At 59.5% G+C, this 16,185-nt stretch carries 13 protein-coding genes; 10 read left to right on the top strand and 3 right to left on the bottom strand.

The window, feature by feature from the left end:
* Window positions 1-480 (bottom strand): 2-oxoacid:acceptor oxidoreductase family protein (locus tag H567_RS0117880; RefSeq protein WP_028322433.1); only part of this gene is annotated, 480 nt, incomplete at its 3' end.
* 663 nt (window positions 481-1,143) lie between these two features.
* Here H567_RS0117880 and cfa point away from each other — a divergent pair.
* From cfa to H567_RS0117865, 3 genes are all read left to right on the top strand, one after another.
* Window positions 1,144-2,256, top strand: a complete 1,113-nt coding sequence (cfa, locus tag H567_RS0117875) for a cyclopropane fatty acyl phospholipid synthase (protein ID WP_028322432.1) — start codon at window positions 1,144-1,146, stop codon at window positions 2,254-2,256.
* A 244-nt stretch (window positions 2,257-2,500) separates the two neighbouring features.
* Complete coding sequence (locus tag H567_RS25835) at window positions 2,501-4,243, top strand: chloride channel protein (protein ID WP_035255044.1); 1,743 nt, start codon at window positions 2,501-2,503, stop codon at window positions 4,241-4,243.
* 152 nt (window positions 4,244-4,395) lie between these two features.
* Window positions 4,396-4,947, top strand: coding sequence for a YbhB/YbcL family Raf kinase inhibitor-like protein (locus H567_RS0117865; RefSeq protein WP_084517530.1), 552 nt, complete (start codon window positions 4,396-4,398; stop codon window positions 4,945-4,947).
* Between the two features lie 4 nt (window positions 4,948-4,951).
* On the opposite strand, the gene H567_RS0117860 is transcribed toward H567_RS0117865, so the two are convergent.
* A complete protein-coding gene (locus H567_RS0117860; RefSeq protein WP_028322430.1) occupies window positions 4,952-5,596 on the bottom strand; it encodes an HD domain-containing protein in 645 nt (214 codons plus the stop codon).
* 359 nt (window positions 5,597-5,955) lie between these two features.
* Here H567_RS0117860 and H567_RS0117855 point away from each other — a divergent pair, with 359 nt between their 5' ends.
* A complete protein-coding gene (locus H567_RS0117855; RefSeq protein ID WP_035255024.1) occupies window positions 5,956-7,359 on the top strand; it encodes a cytochrome b6 in 1,404 nt (467 codons plus the stop codon).
* A gap of 286 nt (window positions 7,360-7,645) precedes the next feature.
* Complete coding sequence (gene scpC, locus H567_RS0117850) at window positions 7,646-9,154, top strand: succinyl-CoA:acetate CoA-transferase ScpC (RefSeq protein ID WP_028322428.1); 1,509 nt, start codon at window positions 7,646-7,648, stop codon at window positions 9,152-9,154.
* 59 nt (window positions 9,155-9,213) lie between these two features.
* On the opposite strand, the gene H567_RS0117845 is transcribed toward scpC, so the two are convergent.
* Complete coding sequence (locus tag H567_RS0117845) at window positions 9,214-10,299, bottom strand: lipid II:glycine glycyltransferase FemX (RefSeq protein WP_028322427.1); 1,086 nt, start codon at window positions 10,297-10,299, stop codon at window positions 9,214-9,216.
* Between the two features lie 841 nt (window positions 10,300-11,140).
* Here H567_RS0117845 and H567_RS0117835 point away from each other — a divergent pair.
* The 5 genes from H567_RS0117835 to H567_RS0117820 all read left to right on the top strand — a co-directional run bounded on the left by H567_RS0117835 (window position 11,141) and on the right by H567_RS0117820 (window position 16,164).
* Complete coding sequence (locus H567_RS0117835) at window positions 11,141-11,605, top strand: hypothetical protein (protein WP_028322425.1); 465 nt, start codon at window positions 11,141-11,143, stop codon at window positions 11,603-11,605.
* A gap of 226 nt (window positions 11,606-11,831) precedes the next feature.
* Window positions 11,832-12,863 carry a hypothetical protein gene (locus tag H567_RS0117830; RefSeq protein WP_153306254.1) on the top strand — a complete coding sequence of 344 codons (1,032 nt, stop codon included), beginning with the start codon at window positions 11,832-11,834 and terminating at the stop codon, window positions 12,861-12,863.
* Window positions 12,839-13,249 carry a hypothetical protein gene (locus H567_RS28685; protein ID WP_035255021.1) on the top strand — a complete coding sequence of 137 codons (411 nt, stop codon included), beginning with the start codon at window positions 12,839-12,841 and terminating at the stop codon, window positions 13,247-13,249. The genes H567_RS0117830 and H567_RS28685 overlap by 25 nt, the downstream gene beginning before the upstream one ends.
* Entirely contained in the window at window positions 13,236-14,798 is a 1,563-nt protein-coding gene (locus H567_RS0117825; protein ID WP_035255018.1) for a sensor histidine kinase, read from the top strand. The genes H567_RS28685 and H567_RS0117825 overlap by 14 nt, the downstream gene beginning before the upstream one ends.
* A gap of 31 nt (window positions 14,799-14,829) precedes the next feature.
* Window positions 14,830-16,164 (top strand): sigma-54-dependent transcriptional regulator, encoded by a 1,335-nt coding sequence (locus H567_RS0117820; protein ID WP_028322422.1) that lies wholly within the window; start codon window positions 14,830-14,832, stop codon window positions 16,162-16,164.
* Window positions 16,165-16,185 lie beyond the last annotated feature (21 nt).

The raw sequence follows: 16,185 nt of genomic DNA, 5'->3' as shown, positions 1-16,185 counted from the left end.
GAAGCGCGCCCTGAGGGCTTCGGTCAGCTCCGCCGGCGGAAAGATCTCATCGGCCTTCAACAAAGCCCCCAGCATGGTGGTGTTGGTGATGGGAAGCCCCAGTTCTTCGAGGGCGATCCGCGTGGCATCGACCGTGGCGATCGCATCCAGGATGCCCAGCTCCGCCCGGATCTCCATGCCCGTGTAGCGCGTGTTGCTCACGATCACCCCGTCTTCTTTAAGCCCGGCGGTGACGTCCACCAGACGAAGAATCGACGGGTCCAGCACCATGACCAGATCGGGGTGGTTCACATTGGTCCGCAAACGGATCGGCCTGTCGTCGATCCGGCAAAAGGCCACCACCGGGGCGCCTCTTCGCTCGGGGCCGAAGCTCGGGAAGGCCTGGGCATACCGCCCGAGATGGATGGCCGTCCGAGCCAGCAGCTCCGCCGAGGTGACCGCCCCCTGCCCGCCCCGGCCGTGAAAACGCATCTCGATCATCGAATTTCTCCTTTGTTCGTTCCTCGCCGGAGAAGCATGCACCCTTCCAGGAAAAGACCGACGAAGCTGGAAATCCAGTCGGCCTGCCGCCGTTTCTGTGCAAGCGGACGGCGGTGTCCGCCGCAGGACACAGCCTGTGCAAGCGCAGAAACACAAGGCCAAACCACCCGGGAATACCGAGGAACCGTCCGACCGGCTGGAGATGAATTTGCATATACTGTGCCCAACCCCTCCAAAACGAGGAACCGGCAGAAAATCGCACGGGTCTGTCCAGCGCATGCCATAAGAGCGTCGTGGTTTTTGAATGGAAAAGATGTTCGTTTGAAAAGTAATTGCCGCTATGAACAAATGCCGAACAGATTACTCGCCTAAAAGGATCAGCCTATTTCGTTTCCGCTAAGACAAAGCGATTTTTTTCAACGGCAAGCGATAGAATTTAAAAGAGTATTGACAGAAAACATTTCTTAGACGATATAGAAGCTAATGTGTGGCCTATACCCATTGATGCGTATAGTCAACAGAAAAAGGCAGTGATTTTCATTTTGGCATTCGTCTTTTCTTTCACCCGGTAGATTTTCGGATGCGTTGCGCCGATGCGAATGAATCAGACCTGCCAAATCAACATCCTGCGAGCTGTTCGAACTCCGACGGAGGCGGTCCGCCATGATAGCCGATGCAGTGCAGGGTCTTTTGAGACAGGCCGGTATCACGGTCAACGGACCCGAACCATGGGATATCCAGGTCGAAAACCGGCGCTGGCACAGCCGGGTCTGGCGGGGTCAGAGCCTCGGGCTCGGCGAGTCCTACATGGACGGCTGGTGGAACTGCCGCCGCCTGGATGAGATGTTTCACCGGCTCCTGCGCGCAGGCACGGAGGAAAAGGTCAAGGGAAACCTGCGCTCCATGATGCTGTCGGTCCCGGCCGCCCTCTTCAACCTGCAGTCCAGGGCGCGTTCCCGCATCATCGCCGAACACCACTACGATCTCGGAAACGACCTCTTTTTTTCCTTCCTGGATCCCTACAACCAGTACAGCTGCGGCTACTTCGAGAACACCCGGGACCTGGCCGAGGCCCAGCGGAAAAAGCTGGACCTGATCTGCCGCAAGCTGAACCTGACCGCCGGGGACCATCTGCTCGACATCGGCTGCGGATGGGGCGGACTCGCCCGGTTTGCCGCCGAGCGCACCGGCTGCACCGTCACCGCCGTGAACATCTCCCGGGAGCAGCTCCGCTTCGCCAGGGAATTCTGCAAGGGTCTCCCGGTGCATTTTCTGGACAAGGATTATCGGCTCATCAAGGGGCGTTTCGACAAAATCGTCTCGGTCGGCATGTTCGAGCACGTGGGCCGTAAGAACTATCGCACTTTCATGAAGACGGTCCACCGCTGCTTGAAGGACGACGGCGTCTTTCTGCTGCACACGATCGGCGGCAACCGGTCGCGCATCGGCTGCGACCCCTGGATCACCCGCTACATCTTCCCGAACGGCATGCTGCCGAGCATCGCGCAGATCGCCCGGGCCGCGGAAGATCTCTTCGTGATAGAGGACTGGCACAGTCTCGGCCCCCACTACGATGCCACCCTGATGGCCTGGCACGAGCGTTTCCGGCGGGCCTGGCCGAAGCTGGAGGGCCGGTACGACGAGCGGTTCAGGCGCATGTGGGAATACTACCTGCTCTCCTGCGCCGGCGCGTTCCGCGCGCGCAGCATTCAGCTCTGGCAGATCGTCATGACCAAGACCGGTCTCGGCACGACTCAGCCGCTATGCAGATTCTGATTTATCCGCCCTGAGGCTGAAGCTTCCGGTCCTCCAACCTGCCCCGGCCAGGTCCGGGGGATGGCGCATACCCTCTCCGAGGCCGATACCGCTTCGCTGCGCTGAGAACCATCGCCTCAGCAAACGCCGGCGGTCCGGCACGGGATCGTCCATTGCGGTGACGTCTGAACGAACCCTTCATTTGAAAAGCTGCCGCTCGGGGCCTGTCCAAACCCGAGAACGGAAGGCGGGAAACGGGGGAGTCTTGGGCCAGGCGCGTAAGGAAAAACTCCGAAATATCACATTCCTGGGTTTTTCAGTCGTCATCGGCATCCTGGCCGCCTCAGGCGCCGTCCTTTTTCGGACCCTCATCGAGCTTTTCCAGAATCTCTTCTGGGCCTCAGGCACAACCTTCCTCGAAAAGCTCATCCATTCCCCCTGGTGGCTGAAGCTGCTGGTCCCCACCGCCGTAGGATTGTTCGCAGGCCCCCTCATCACCTTCCTCGCACCCGAGATCAAGGGTACGGGCGTACCGGAAGTCATTTTTTCGGTCGCAGCCCGGGAGAGCACCATCCGTCACAGGGTCACCCTGTTGAAGTCCGTTATCACGAGCCTGCTCATAGGCGGCGGCGCCTCGGTCGGCAGGGAGGGCCCCATCGCACAGATCGGCGCTTCGGTCGGATCATCGATGGCGCAGCTTTTCAAACTCGGGCCGGAGATGAGGCGCGCTTACCTGGCTGCGGGCGCGGCCGCGGGCATCGCCGCGACCTTCAACGCCCCGATGGCCGGCACCCTATTCGCCGTCGAAATCATTCTCCTGGATATCGAGATCGTCTACCTGAGCCACATCGTCATATCCGCCGTGACGGGCTCCGTCCTTTCGCGCCTGTTCTGGGGGGAATTTCCCGCCTTCAACGTGCCGGTCTTCCACCCCTCCCACCCGTGGGAACTGCCCATATACCTGCTCCTCGGCTGTCTGGCGGGATTTGCGGCAATCGGCTTCGTCCGCATGATCACCTTTGCCGACGCGGCCTTCCAGCGGATTCCGATTCCGGACTGGACCAAGCCGGCCCTCGGCGGATTGCTCCTGGGCTGCCTCGCCCTCAAACTCCCGGAGGTGATGGGCGTCGGTTACGACTCCATCAATGCAACCCTGGACGGGACGCTGAGCTTGAAGATGGCCTTCATCCTCCTCGCTGCCAAAATGGCGGCCACTTCCCTATGCATCGGCTCCGGCATGAGCGGTGGGATATTCGCCCCCTCCCTCGTCCTGGGAGCGACTCTGGGCACAACCATCAGCCTGGCCCTCAGCGGTTTTTTCCCGGAACTGGGACTGAGTCCGAGCAACTATGCCCTCGCAGGCATGGGCGCGCTCGTCGCAGGGAGCACCCTGGCGCCCATCACCGCCATCATGACCATTTTCGAAATCACCTACAATTACCGGGTCATGCTCCCCCTGATGGCCGCCTGCATCAGCAGCACATTGATCGTGAAGTACTTCCTCGGATACTCGGCCTACGAGATGAAACTCCTCAAACGGGGCGTGAACATCGTACGCGGTCATGATGTGGGGATACTGCGAAGCCTGCGGGCAAGGGAGTTCATGGACCGGGAATTCGAGAATTTGAAGGATGCCACCCCGATCATGAAGATCATCGAAAGGTTCATGCAATCCTCATATCCCCATTTTGTCGTCTTGAACGAGCAGGACGCCCTCGTGGGGATGTTGAGCCCGCGGGACTTGAAATCGACGCTCGACAAACTGGAAGAGCTCAAAGATATCGTTGTAGCGGCCGACCTCATGACCACCCGGGTCATATCCCTGTCAGCGGAAGACAACCTGGAAAAGGCCCTTTACCTTTTCGAAGACCACAAGGTTTCCCTGCTCCCGGTAACCGACCCGGGAGCACCGCGCCATGTCCTGGGAGTTCTCAAGAAAGACAAACTGCTGCAGGCTTACCGCGAGCGCGTGCTCAAAGACCGGATCCTGTCGATCCCCGCGCGTTGACCCTGCTCGCTGATCCAAACGGATCGCATGCCGCAAAGACCGGGTCCGATGCCGTCTTTCCTTTTCTTCATTTTCCGCTGAAAGATTGCTATGATGAAGTCTGCGCTGCGGGATGCGGTCGAACCGGAAGACTTCTGCAAAGGGAGGAGAACATGCACCGCTTGTATGCCTTTGCCCTGGCGGCTATCATCGCGCTTACGGGCGCGCTCTTTCTGCCAACCTTTCTGGAGAGCCAAGGAGTCCAAGCCATGGAACTGAAAAGCATCGCTTTTGAAGAAGGCAAACCTATCCCCGTTCAATATACCTGCGACGGGCCTGACATCTCACCCCCTCTGACGTGGAGCGGGGTGCCGGCAGGGACGAAAAGCCTGGCGCTCATCTGCGACGACCCGGACGCCCCGATGGGAACCTGGGTGCATTGGGTCTACTACGACATCCCGGCCGAGGCCGGCGGCCTGCCGGAAGCCGTCCGCCCCGATGAGAAGCCCTCCCCGGGCGGCACCCACGGAAAGAACGATTTCAGAAAACTCGGATACGGCGGCCCCTGCCCTCCGGGCGGCACCCACCGCTATTTCTTCAAACTCTATGCCCTCGACACGATCCTCGGGCTCGGGGCGTCTGCAACCAAAAAGGAGCTTCTGGCCGCCATGGAAGGGCACATCCTGGAACAGGCCCAGCTCATGGGAACCTACAAGCGCCGCTGACCCGTCATGCCAGAAGCGACGGGAACCTTTGGGATCCAGGGATCTTCCTGAGTTCCTCTTCGGCGATCAACACCGCCGTTTTCGTAACGAGCCACTTGTCTTTCATCTCGATGAGATACTCGAAAGCCTCGTTCTCGGAAGCGCCATGAATCGTCAGGATATCGAAGAAATTGTAAGGCGTGAGGCGAAAAAGCTTGTCGGCATCGCTCACAAGGATGCGGTTCATGTTCGACCTATCCGAAGGCGGGAAAGCGGATACATCCTCATGATACCCGACGATGTCTACGATTTCATCGATACAAGCATGTTCATAATTGACCGATTCGAGTATTTTACGGGCCAGAATCGCACCTTCTTTCATGTGCAAGATCTTTATATCTTTGGAATAGACCTTCCCCGTATCCTGAGCTTGATGAACACCGAAATAAGTCGTTTTCTTATAAAGATCCTCATCCTCGATGACAGAATAGCCGATATCGTGAAGTATGATCGATGGGATGACGATCTCTTCTTTCCCGTCCTCATGGCATAGAAGTCGCATGGCAAAATCACAGGAGACCCGTGTATGCAGGAGGTCTACTTCACGGCCTTTCTTGAGAAATTCCGTGCTCGCCTCCCAAACGGCCTTGTACGTGGACCCAATTTCCATATCTCGACACTCCGGCTGGTTTACAGCTTAAAACGGCCTTTCACGCGAGTCCGGGCCCTAATCGGCGCGTGCGTTTGTTCGACGTCCCGCAGGCCGCCCCCTCCGCCGCCGCTCGCGATGCTTTTCCCTTACGCCGCATGACCCTCTATGGTATGATCCAAAGTCCATACACGAATCGCAGCTGAATTGCAGCTTTTTTGTTCATCGGATCGGGATGGGATCCCCTTCCTGGCAAATGCCGCCCATGCGGTCGCTTTTCAGCCGGCCGGTGCGCGTGAGTGTTTCCGCCGGCCGATGGGCTGGAGAGGCGGGTTGAAGCCCTTTTCTTTTTACTCACCTCATTGAAAGGAGGATCGGACATGTTGAACCGAAGGAATGTGTTTTCTGCAGCACTGTTGACTATCGTGGCTCTTCTGGTGACGCTCCCGGGGGCGCTCGATGCCCAGGCGCCTATGAGGAGCAGCTACTCCCCCGTGGTCATCAACGAGCCGTTCGGGGATGTGATGAAGAGGATGAAGGATGCCAAACCGGACGTGATGAAAAGGCAAATGGATCTGCTCGATGAACGCTATGACCTGAGCGACCGTCCGGCGGACGGAGTAATGATGTCAGGCGGGAAAAAGGCCGTGCAGGAAGGCGTCCGCGTGAAGCTTCCCGAAGGTGTGACCTGGGAAGCCCTCGCAGGGATGAAGCCCCAGGAGATCCTGGAAAAAGGGCTTTGGCCCGCAGGGTTCCTCCCGCTGCCGCACCCGAATCATCCCGAAGGCGGGATGGTTTTCCCGAAATTCCACATTGACGAGATCAACAAGCAGGAAGGGCGGGATCTCACCCGTTTCGATCTGGATTTCGACCTGCCGGATCACCTGCTTCCCGAATATCCCCCACCGATCTACCTGACGACGCGGTCCGACCTCGGCGACGTGTCCCAGGGAAAAGTCGTTACGATCATGAATTATTTCGAACTTTTCAACGGGATCCTCAATCCGAAACAGCTGGAAGGATTGCGTCTGCTCGTAACCCCCTTTCCACAGCAGCAGTTCAACCAGACCGAGGACCGCCGCTCCGAACTGGCCAGCAGAGGCGTCACCTGCTTCGACTGCCACGTCAACGGCCACTCGAACGGCAGTACCCATCTCGTCGGCGACATCCGTCCGCAGGAGTTGCGCCACCGCCTGGACACCCCTCCGCTCCGCGGTGTGAACGTCCAGCGGCTGTTCGGCTCTCAGCGCGCCCTGAAGACGATAGAGGATTTCACCGAATTCGAACAAAGGGCCGCCTATTTCGACGGTGACCCCGTCATCGGGACCAAGAAAGGGCTCAATATCCTGGAGCGCGGCAGCCAGGTCCATTTCATGGCTGAATTCCAGGCGCTGCTCGATTTCCCGCCCGCCCCCAAGCTGAATATCTACGGGAAGCTCGATCCCGAAAAGGCCACGGAGTCCGAACTGAGGGGCGAGAAGGTCTTTTTCGAAAAGGGTCAATGCTCCGTCTGCCACCCGGCGCCCTACTACACGGACAACCTCATGCACAATCTCAAAGCCGAGCGTTTTTTCAAGCCCGTCATGGTCAATGGCCGCCTGGCCTCAGCCGACGGCCCGATCAAGACGTTCCCGCTGCGCGGAATCAAGGATTCGCCTCCTTATATGCATGACGGACGGTTGCTGACGCTCGAGGATACGGTTGAATTCTTCAACCTGATTCAGGGCCTGAAACTGACAGAACAGGAGAAGAAAGACCTGGTCGCGTTCATGCGGGCGCTTTAGCCGTTCATGCGCGCACGGTAAGGCTCAAGGCCGGCTGTCACAAGGTCGGGCATAACGGCTGACCCCTACCGCGCCCCCTTAGACCCAAGAAGGCCGGCAGGCCTGCACAGGACCGCCGGCCTTCTCTTATCGGCAGCGGTTCCGTGCGAGGCCGCGGCCCGCAAGGTTCGATGAATTCTCCACCTCGAGACAAATGCCTTGGACCAAGCCGGCCCCACCGCCTTCCGGTCCAAGATGAGACATGGATCGTATCTCCGATCTTTAAAAAGACCACAAGGATTGCAGCATGGGAGTCGAAAATATCCGCTGCCGGCCGCTGCTGGACCGTGTCACGGACGCGCGCACAGCGGCCCGGCACATCCAGGACGGGACCAACCTCTTCATTTCCGGCTTCACAGCCGGTTATCCCAAACTGATTCCCCGTGAACTGGCCCGACGCGCCCAAGAAGGTGACCACTTCAAGATCAACCTGTTCGCCGGGGCCTCGACCGGCGAACAGGTCGACGGCATCCTGGCCCGCACCGATCTGGTGCACTGGCGCCGCCCCTACATGAGCGACCGCGCCATGCGCGAAAAAATCAACCGGGGAGAGATCTTATACAAAGACGATCACCTTTCCAGCCTCTCGGCCCAGGTGAGGGCCGGAGCTTGGGGCAAGGCCGATGTGGCCGTCGTGGAGGCCGTAGCCATTACGGAGAAGGGGCACCTCATTCCTTCGATGTCGGTCGGCAATACCCCGACCTATGTGCGGGAGGCCGAGAAGATCATCATCGAACTGACGAACTCGGCCCCGCCCGATCTCGAAGGCATCCATGACATCTTCATCCCGGAAGACCCGCCCTACCGGATGCCCATCCCCATCTACCGTGCGGCCGACCGCATCGGAAAGCCCTTCATCGAGATGGACCCGCGCCGGGTGGTGGCCGTCCTCCTGAGCGACCAGGAGGACAGCTGCGCCATCTTCCATGACCCGGACGAAGTGGCGCTCCTGATCGGGGAGCAGATCCTGGACTTCGTGCAGCACGAGATCAAGCGCGGACGTCTGCATCCCGGGCTGCCCTGGCAATCCGGTGTGGGCGACGTGGCGAATGCGGTGCTCGGCGGCTTCCTGGAGGATGATTTTTTCCTCAACCTCGACCTCTACTCCGAAGTCCTGCAGGACAGCGTCCTGGACCTGATCGACCTCGGCAAGGTGCGGGCCGCATCCGGCTCGGCCCTGACCCTCTCCCACAAAGGGCGCCGGCGTTTTTTCAACGAGTTGTACCGCTACAAGGAAAAGATCGTCCTCCGGCCCGTCGAGATCTCCAACTCCCCTGAAGTGATCAACCGGTTGGGGGTTTTATCGATCAACACCGCCGTCGAGGTCGACATCTACGGGCAGGTCAACTCGACCCACGTGATGGGCTCGCAGATGATGAACGGGATCGGCGGCTCGGGGGACTTCATGCGCAACGCCGGCCTGTCCTTCATGGTCACCCCGTCGACCGCCAAGAACGGCAAGATCTCGGCCATTGTCCCCATGGTGTCGCACGTCGACCACTCCGAGCACTCCGTAGACATCATCGTCACCGAGCAAGGCCTGGTGGACACGCGCGCGCTGACGCCGCGCCAGGTCGCCGAGGCCGTCATAGAGACCTGCGCCCACCCGGACTACCGGCCGCAGTTGAGGGAATATTATGACCGGGCCGTGAAAAAGTACGGCGGGCATGAACCGCATGATCTGGAAGAGGTCTTTTTCATGCACAGGAGGCTTCAAACCACCGGGGACATGCGGGAATCCCCCGCACCGGAATGACCGCCGCCCTTCGGTGAAAGGTCATGCCGGCCCGAGGAATTTCGAGGTGAGAGTGTTTGCTACGAGGGCTCGATGAGTCCGTCGATCATTTCGTGCTTGCGGAACAGTTCATACCCGGCCTCGTCAAGAGGGAAATCCCAGGTGCCGGTTTGGTGCAGGATCCTCCCCCCGAAGCCCATCTTGAAACGGTACAACCCGAAATAGGGATGATCCGGGTCCTTGCTCGGCGAGACGGCTCCTAGATCGTACCGCACGCAACCCCGGGACTTTGCGAGCCGCATGGCCTCCCAGTGGACGGCGTACGGCCCCATCAGGTTGCGATTTTCATTGGACGATGCACCAAAGAGATAGATGGCCGTCTTTCGCGAAATGGCCATGATAGCCCCTGCCAGCAGGTTCCTCTCATGGCGGGCGAGCAGAAAAAAGATCTCGCAAAAATCCGGGCGCGATGACAGGGCGGCGAACAGAGCGGAGAAGTGCCTGTATTCGCATGGAGGGAAATGGTTTCTCCCCGCTGTCTGCCTGTAGAGTTCGTAAAAAGCCGGAAGTTCCATCGACGACCCGAAAAAAACATCGACACCTTTCTTTTTGGCCAGGCGGATGTTGTACCGGGTCTTCGATTTCATACGGGAGAGTGTCTCCACCTCACTGCCGTTCAGGTCGACCACAACCCGGTCTACAAACGTGAGATCCGTCACGGCTTTGCGAAGCTTCCACTCAGCCGTGCCGAAATTCATCCGCAACTCCTGCAGCCGCGCTTCAGGGCGGCGGAACCCTTGATCCTTTTCAGATACATCGGTGGAAGGTTCTGCATAGGGGGATTCCCAGGGCAGATCATACCGGATAAAGGCGACCGAGGAATCCAGGCGCCTTCCGATCGCATCCGAAAGCCCCTCGAGGAACGGCCCGTATTGGTCCGGCTCGGGGCTGAACTCCGGACCCTGCGGAACGTAGGCTGCTGAAATCCCCGGCATGAGGGATTTGGTCAGTATCAGGATATCTCCCTGCGGCCCGGAGAACGTCAGATCATAAGCCAGCGAATCCCAGCCCAGATAGGATTTGACGGCGCTCCAGAAGGGGGTTTGAAAAAAGATGTCGGTCGGCAGAAGTTCGCGTGCCTCTTTTTGCTGCAGGTGTATGTCCATTCTTCACTCCGGAAACCAATCTCCCCCGATAGGACGCTGCCGGGGAGTTGGACGTTCTTCACTCGCTTTCAAGTTTTCTTCATTTTACTAAAAATAAGCATACCTCAATCTACCCTCTTTTTCAAAGCCCCCAATGGACGGTATCTGGAAAGGCGCGCAAAGCAGCTTCGACAAAATTGTCGACCCTGCCGCCTTTTGTCGATCTCATGACTTCGCACAAACACCCAACCTATTGAAATACCATTATTCATTACTTGGCACACCGCTTGCTTTGAATATCAGCCAATCACAAACGAAGGGCACTGCATCATGGGCAAAGGATAAGCGGGGATCGTATTCGCCCCGATCTCCGAAACACATAAAGACCGTTTGGAAACAGCAAAAAGGAAAGGAGCGTCATGGATGAGAAAAACACCAAGGTGGTTTTGACAAGTTTGGCTGTAGGAGCGCTGATGCTGATGGGCCCGGGTCCAAGCTGGGCAGGCATCCCTATGAACCCTACGGAATCTGAAGGGATGCGCGCCGCGACATCGATCAGCGACTCCGCCCCTATCGTTCTGGCCGGCGGAGGGCGTGGAAACAGACACGGCAGCGGTCAGGGTGTAAGCGCAACATGGCGAAGAGGTGAGGGCTCGGGCAGCGGACACGGATATGGCATGCAGGATGGGAGCGGATCGGCCCCAAGGCCCCGGGACGGAACAGGCTACGGCGCCAAGAATGGGTCCGGATCGGGCACCTGTGACGGCACCGGTCCCAAGGGCAAGGGACGCGGGGGTCAATCCTAGCAGAGGCCAAACTAATTAATTTATCAAAACGGAAAAGAAATCGAAAGGAGAGCAGGATGATGAAGAAGTTGATGACAGGCAGTGTGGCGGCATTGGTGGTGCTTTTGATGAGCGTCGGGACGAGTATCGCTGCAAACGGCTTTGACAAGGGCAGCCAGGGCGTCTGCGATGGCACAGGGATATCCATCGTTTGTTCGGGTACGCCCGTTGAGTTCACCGGCGTGGTGTCGGACATCAACTACGCCGGAAGCGGCCTGGAAGTCACTATTGACGATACAACTGTGGTCACGGTGTACGGCATCGGCCCTTATCACTACTGGGCCCTGATGGGTGTGGACCGCCCTGAGATCGGCGACACGGTCACCGTTTCGGGCATGGAAGTGGATCTCAACGGGGTATTGAAGATCGTAGCCATGTCGATGATTGTGAATGGTGAAACCATAGAACTCCGCGAACCCTGCGTAGACGGCACGGGGGGGCAGCCCCTGTGGAGAAGCCTCCGGCGGCATCAGAGACCATAACCGGTTTGGACCGACTCTTCAGAACTCTTTCCCTACATCACCCGCTTTGAAAGGAGAGGCCCCCGCGGGGGGCCTTCCCTTTTTGCACAACAGGGTGTATAGGGAGGGCGTAAGCCGCAGGGGGTACGCACGAAGACGGGTACGGACAATTCAAGTCTAGATAGGGGCAACCGGCATTGGAATCGATCGAACAGCAACCAACCATCGCCGCACAGGGGCCTAACCGGTGAGAAGACCTGCCTGGCCGAGATCCCAGTCCGCTCCTCCGGGTCCGAGTCTCTTGATAGCGGTCTGTCTCTGTCTCTTTGCGATGCCTGCCAGCGCCAGCGCGGTGGACCTGACAGCCGAACTCGCATCCGGGTACGATTCCAATCCCGCCCTGATCGATCCCCCGGAAGGCTCCGGTTTTTCCCTCTATGCCTTCAAGGCCGGACAGCCGTTATCTCTGACGGAGGCTCTGGGCCTCGATCTGTCGGTGGAAGGAAGATACCAGGACTACTGGAGCGTCGGAGACAACTATCGACTGCAGGCCGATGGGTCTTTTACGGTTGCTTTGGCCGACGGCCGATTCCTGCCTGCCTTTGTGGGAGAAGTAGCCGCCTACCGTGATGCCCTCATCGAGGCCGACGAACGGGACGAAGCCATGGTGGGTATTCGGACCGACTGGATCTTATCGAAAAGGGCAACCCTGGGTTTGGAGCAGACCTGCCGGTGGCTGAGCTATAAAAATTGGGCCTTGCCGTTTTCCGGCAAAGGGCAGAGTGGAATGAACGGGGAGAGGGGACGGAGTCCCTTCCACCCGGAAACGGAGCCTCCCAAGAGACGAAGGAGCCCTATTCGGACGCTCTACCCGCCGCGGGACAACCGCCTGCTTTCGACCACCCTCGATCTCGATGCCTTTCTGCTCCCCTCCTTGACCGGCCGGGTCTTTGTGGAGTACGGAGACCTCGATGCGTCGCTGGACATGGAATCCTACCGCGAGATCATGGGAGGCATGACCCTTTCCTGGCTACCAGCCCCCGAGTGGCTGCTGGAAATCGATGCAGCATGGCAACGAACGGATTACCACGATGTGCCTGAAACCCTCATCCACGTGAGAGAAACCAACCATGTCCGATCGGCAGGAATCCAGATCAGCCGATTCTGGCGCGGCTTCGAGTTCTTTGGACAGGCGGGTTGGAAATTGGGCGACGCGCCCCTCGACTACGCATCCTATACCCAGGTGGTGATCCAATGCGGACTATCCTTCTCCTTTTGACGGGCATTCTGATCATGGGAGGGGCACTCGACGCCTCGGGCGAGGATCTCTTCCTGGGCCGTATCGTCTCCGTGGATCACGATACGGGGAGCCTGTCCGTCTTCCTTATCGACGAGGAGGGCGGCAGGGTCGATGGGAAGGCTCGTGCAGGCGCGCCGCTGGAGGTAACAATCCCCCCGAAGCAACTACCGAAACACCTCTCTCCCGGGGACACGGTCAGGATTTGGGGAAGCTTCACGGACGGGGGAACAGCCCTGAGCGCAGCCAGGCTTTACGGTGCGGGCCATGGAGGCGGCGCGAGCGACGCGACGGGGGTGCGCCGCCGCATCGGCAAGGGCAGAGGCTATCACGGCGGAGGAGGAGGCAGGGGCCATGGCGGACGCTAGAAAGGGCCTTCCCCTCTGGGCAGCCAACCTGTTCGTATTTTCCCTTCTTTTCTGCGTCGTCACGGTCTACTTTCTCTGGCAGATCCACCAGGCCAAACAGGAGTTTCTGAACCACGTCGAGGAACACGCCGCCCTAGTGGCCCAGGTGGTCCAACTGAGCGCCCGTGGAAGCGTCCTCGCCCAGCGGGCCGCAGAGGAGATTCTCGAGTCCTTTCTAGGCAACACCGCCCGTTTCGTCGATTACCTGGACAGGGTCGAGCCCTTTAGCCCCGAAGAGCTGACCGCCTTCTCCCAGGAGACCGGCCTCACCGGGATTCGCATCGACCGTGGAAACGGTGAGCAGGTCGAAGGCCCGGCGCAATGGCTTCCAGCGCATGACCCGGCCCGGCCTTCCAACCCCGGGCTCGAGCACCTGTTTGACCGGAGCCTCTATCTATTTTCATGGCCCGACGAAGGTAATTCCGGCCGGGTGGTCGTGGGGATGAGCGACGCCCAGGTGCGGACCATTCAGGAGCACCTGGGGTTGGATAACGTCGTCCGGACCCTCGCCGGGATCCCGCGCATCGGCTACGTGAAAGTCGCCGCACCCTCCAGGGGCGGACCGAAGGCTGCGCCGGCCGCCTCCGTGACCATGAAGGAGCATGGGGGCCGCAGGGTGGCGGAGGCCCTTGTTCCCGTGGAGGGAAAGGAGATTGCGGTGGCCCTGGATGCGGGCTATCTCAACCGGGCCATCGGGCGGCTGTGGCGCGATTTTTTCTTCTTCAGCGCGGCCCTCGCCCTCCTTGGCGCCGTCTTGTCGATCGTCCTCTACAGGCGGCAGGCGGCCCATCTCGCCCAGATCCAGAAAATCGACGGGCAGCTCGCCCTGGAGCGGGAAAACGCCGCACTCGGCCGCTCGGCCGCGGCCATCGCTCATGAGGTCCGCAACCCCCTGAATGTGTTGAACATGGGCCTTCAGCGGCTTCTCATGGAGGGCCGGGGGTTGAGCGACGGCAACCGCCACCTGGTCGACCTGATGCTCGGCGCCGTCAAGCGCGCCAATACCAGCGTGGAGGGTCTCCTCAAATACGCGCGCCCCCAGAAGCCCTTGAAGAAGCTGATGCGCCTCGATCTACTGCTGGAGAACATGCTCCAACTCTACGAGCCTCAGTGCGAGGCATCGGGTATAAAGGTAACCCGGAGAATCGCCTTTCAAACGCCGATCCCCGGAGACCCCGACCTCCTGGGGCAGGTGGTGGAAAACCTCCTCAAGAATGCCATCGAAGCTCAGCCCGGCGGGGGTACCATCCACGTGGAGATGTTTTCCGAGCAGGATGCGCGGGTCTCCCTGAAGGTTACGAACAGGGGTTTCACTCTAGCACCGGAAGAATCGGAACGTATCCTGGAACCCTATTTTACGACTAAACCGGACGGGACAGGGCTCGGGCTGACGATATCCCGCAGGATCGTCGAGGCCCACGGCGGCCGAATGACGGTCCGGGTTCCGGAACCCGAGACCGTGGAGATCTCCATCGAGCTTCCTGCAACCGCATCGGAAAACAGTCCCTAGCAGAAGAGAAAAAAACGGGAGAAGCCCCTGCATGAAAATCCTTATCGTAGACGACGACCCGGCGCAGCGGGAACTGCTGCAAGGATTTCTGGAAAACCAGGGCTACTCGACACTCTCAGCCCCTGACGGTCAGGAGGCCCTCCGCCTCTTTGAACGGGAACCGATCCACCTGGTCCTTCTGGACCACCGGATGCCCGGGCTCAGCGGGGATGCGATCCTCGAAAGGTTGAAGGGGATGAACCCGAAGGTGCGGGTTATCATGATTACGGCCTTCGGCGACATCGATACGGCCGTCTCGGTCATGAAGCTGGGGGCCTCCGATTTTCTCGAAAAGCCCGTGGACCTCTCCGTCCTTCTGAAGATGATTCAGCAGATCGAGCAAGCGGTCAACGTCGAAGAGGACGTTGCGCAGGTGAAGGAAGCCCTGGCCGACGGACCGCTCCCGCTGAACATCATCGGAGAAAGCCGGGCCATCAAGGATGTGCTCTCCCTCGCAAGGCGCATGGCAGGAAGCCCCTGGCCCATCCTGGTATGCGGGGAGACCGGAACCGGAAAACAGCTGGCTGCCCAACTGATCCACCTCCTGAGCCACAGGGGCGACGGACCCTTTGTGGTCGTCAATTGCGCGGCCATCCCGGAGACCCTTTTCGAAAGCGAACTCTTCGGGCACTTGAAAGGAGCCTTCACCGGGGCCTCTCACACCCGCAGGGGACGATTCGAACTGGCCGACGGGGGCACGCTCATGTTGGACGAGATCGGCGAGATCCCCATCTCCCTTCAACCCAAACTGCTCCGGGCCATCCAGGAGGGGCGAATCAACCCGGTGGGGAGCGAAGAGGAACGGGACGTAAACGTGCGCCTCATATCCGCCACGAACCGGAATCTGAGGAAGATGGTGGACGACGGAAGCTTCAGGGAGGACCTCTTTTACCGCATCCGCGTCCTCGAGATCGAGATCCCGCCCCTGCGGCATCGACGGGAAGACATCCCTCCCCTCCTGGAATTCTTCCTCAAACGCTATGGCTCCCCTTCCCTGCGTTTATCCCCGGAAGCCGAGGACACGCTCATCAAATACCCTTTTCCCGGCAACGTACGGGAGTTGGAACACGTCGTACAGCGGACGGTCACCCTGGCGCGGAGCCCTGTCATCACTCCTGCGGATCTCCCCGATGAAATCCGTCATTTCCAGGCCACGACCCAGGGAACCCTCGAAGAACGATTGGAGGCGGTGGAACGGGAAATGATCCTTTCGGCCCTGGAAAAAAACGGCTGGGTCCAGACCAGGGCGGCGGACCAGCTGGGCATCAGCGAGCGGGTGCTCAGATACAAGATGCACAAGGCGGAAATCCGAAAACCCGGCTCCTAAGCTCCTGAATATGGGATACCG

Origin of the sequence: Desulfatiglans anilini DSM 4660, from assembly GCF_000422285.1 — a bacterium.
In the GTDB taxonomy this organism is placed as follows: Bacteria; Desulfobacterota; DSM-4660; order Desulfatiglandales; family Desulfatiglandaceae; genus Desulfatiglans; species Desulfatiglans anilini.
Note: the sequence above shows the minus strand (reverse complement) of the source record. Positions and strands in the feature narration are given on the sequence as shown.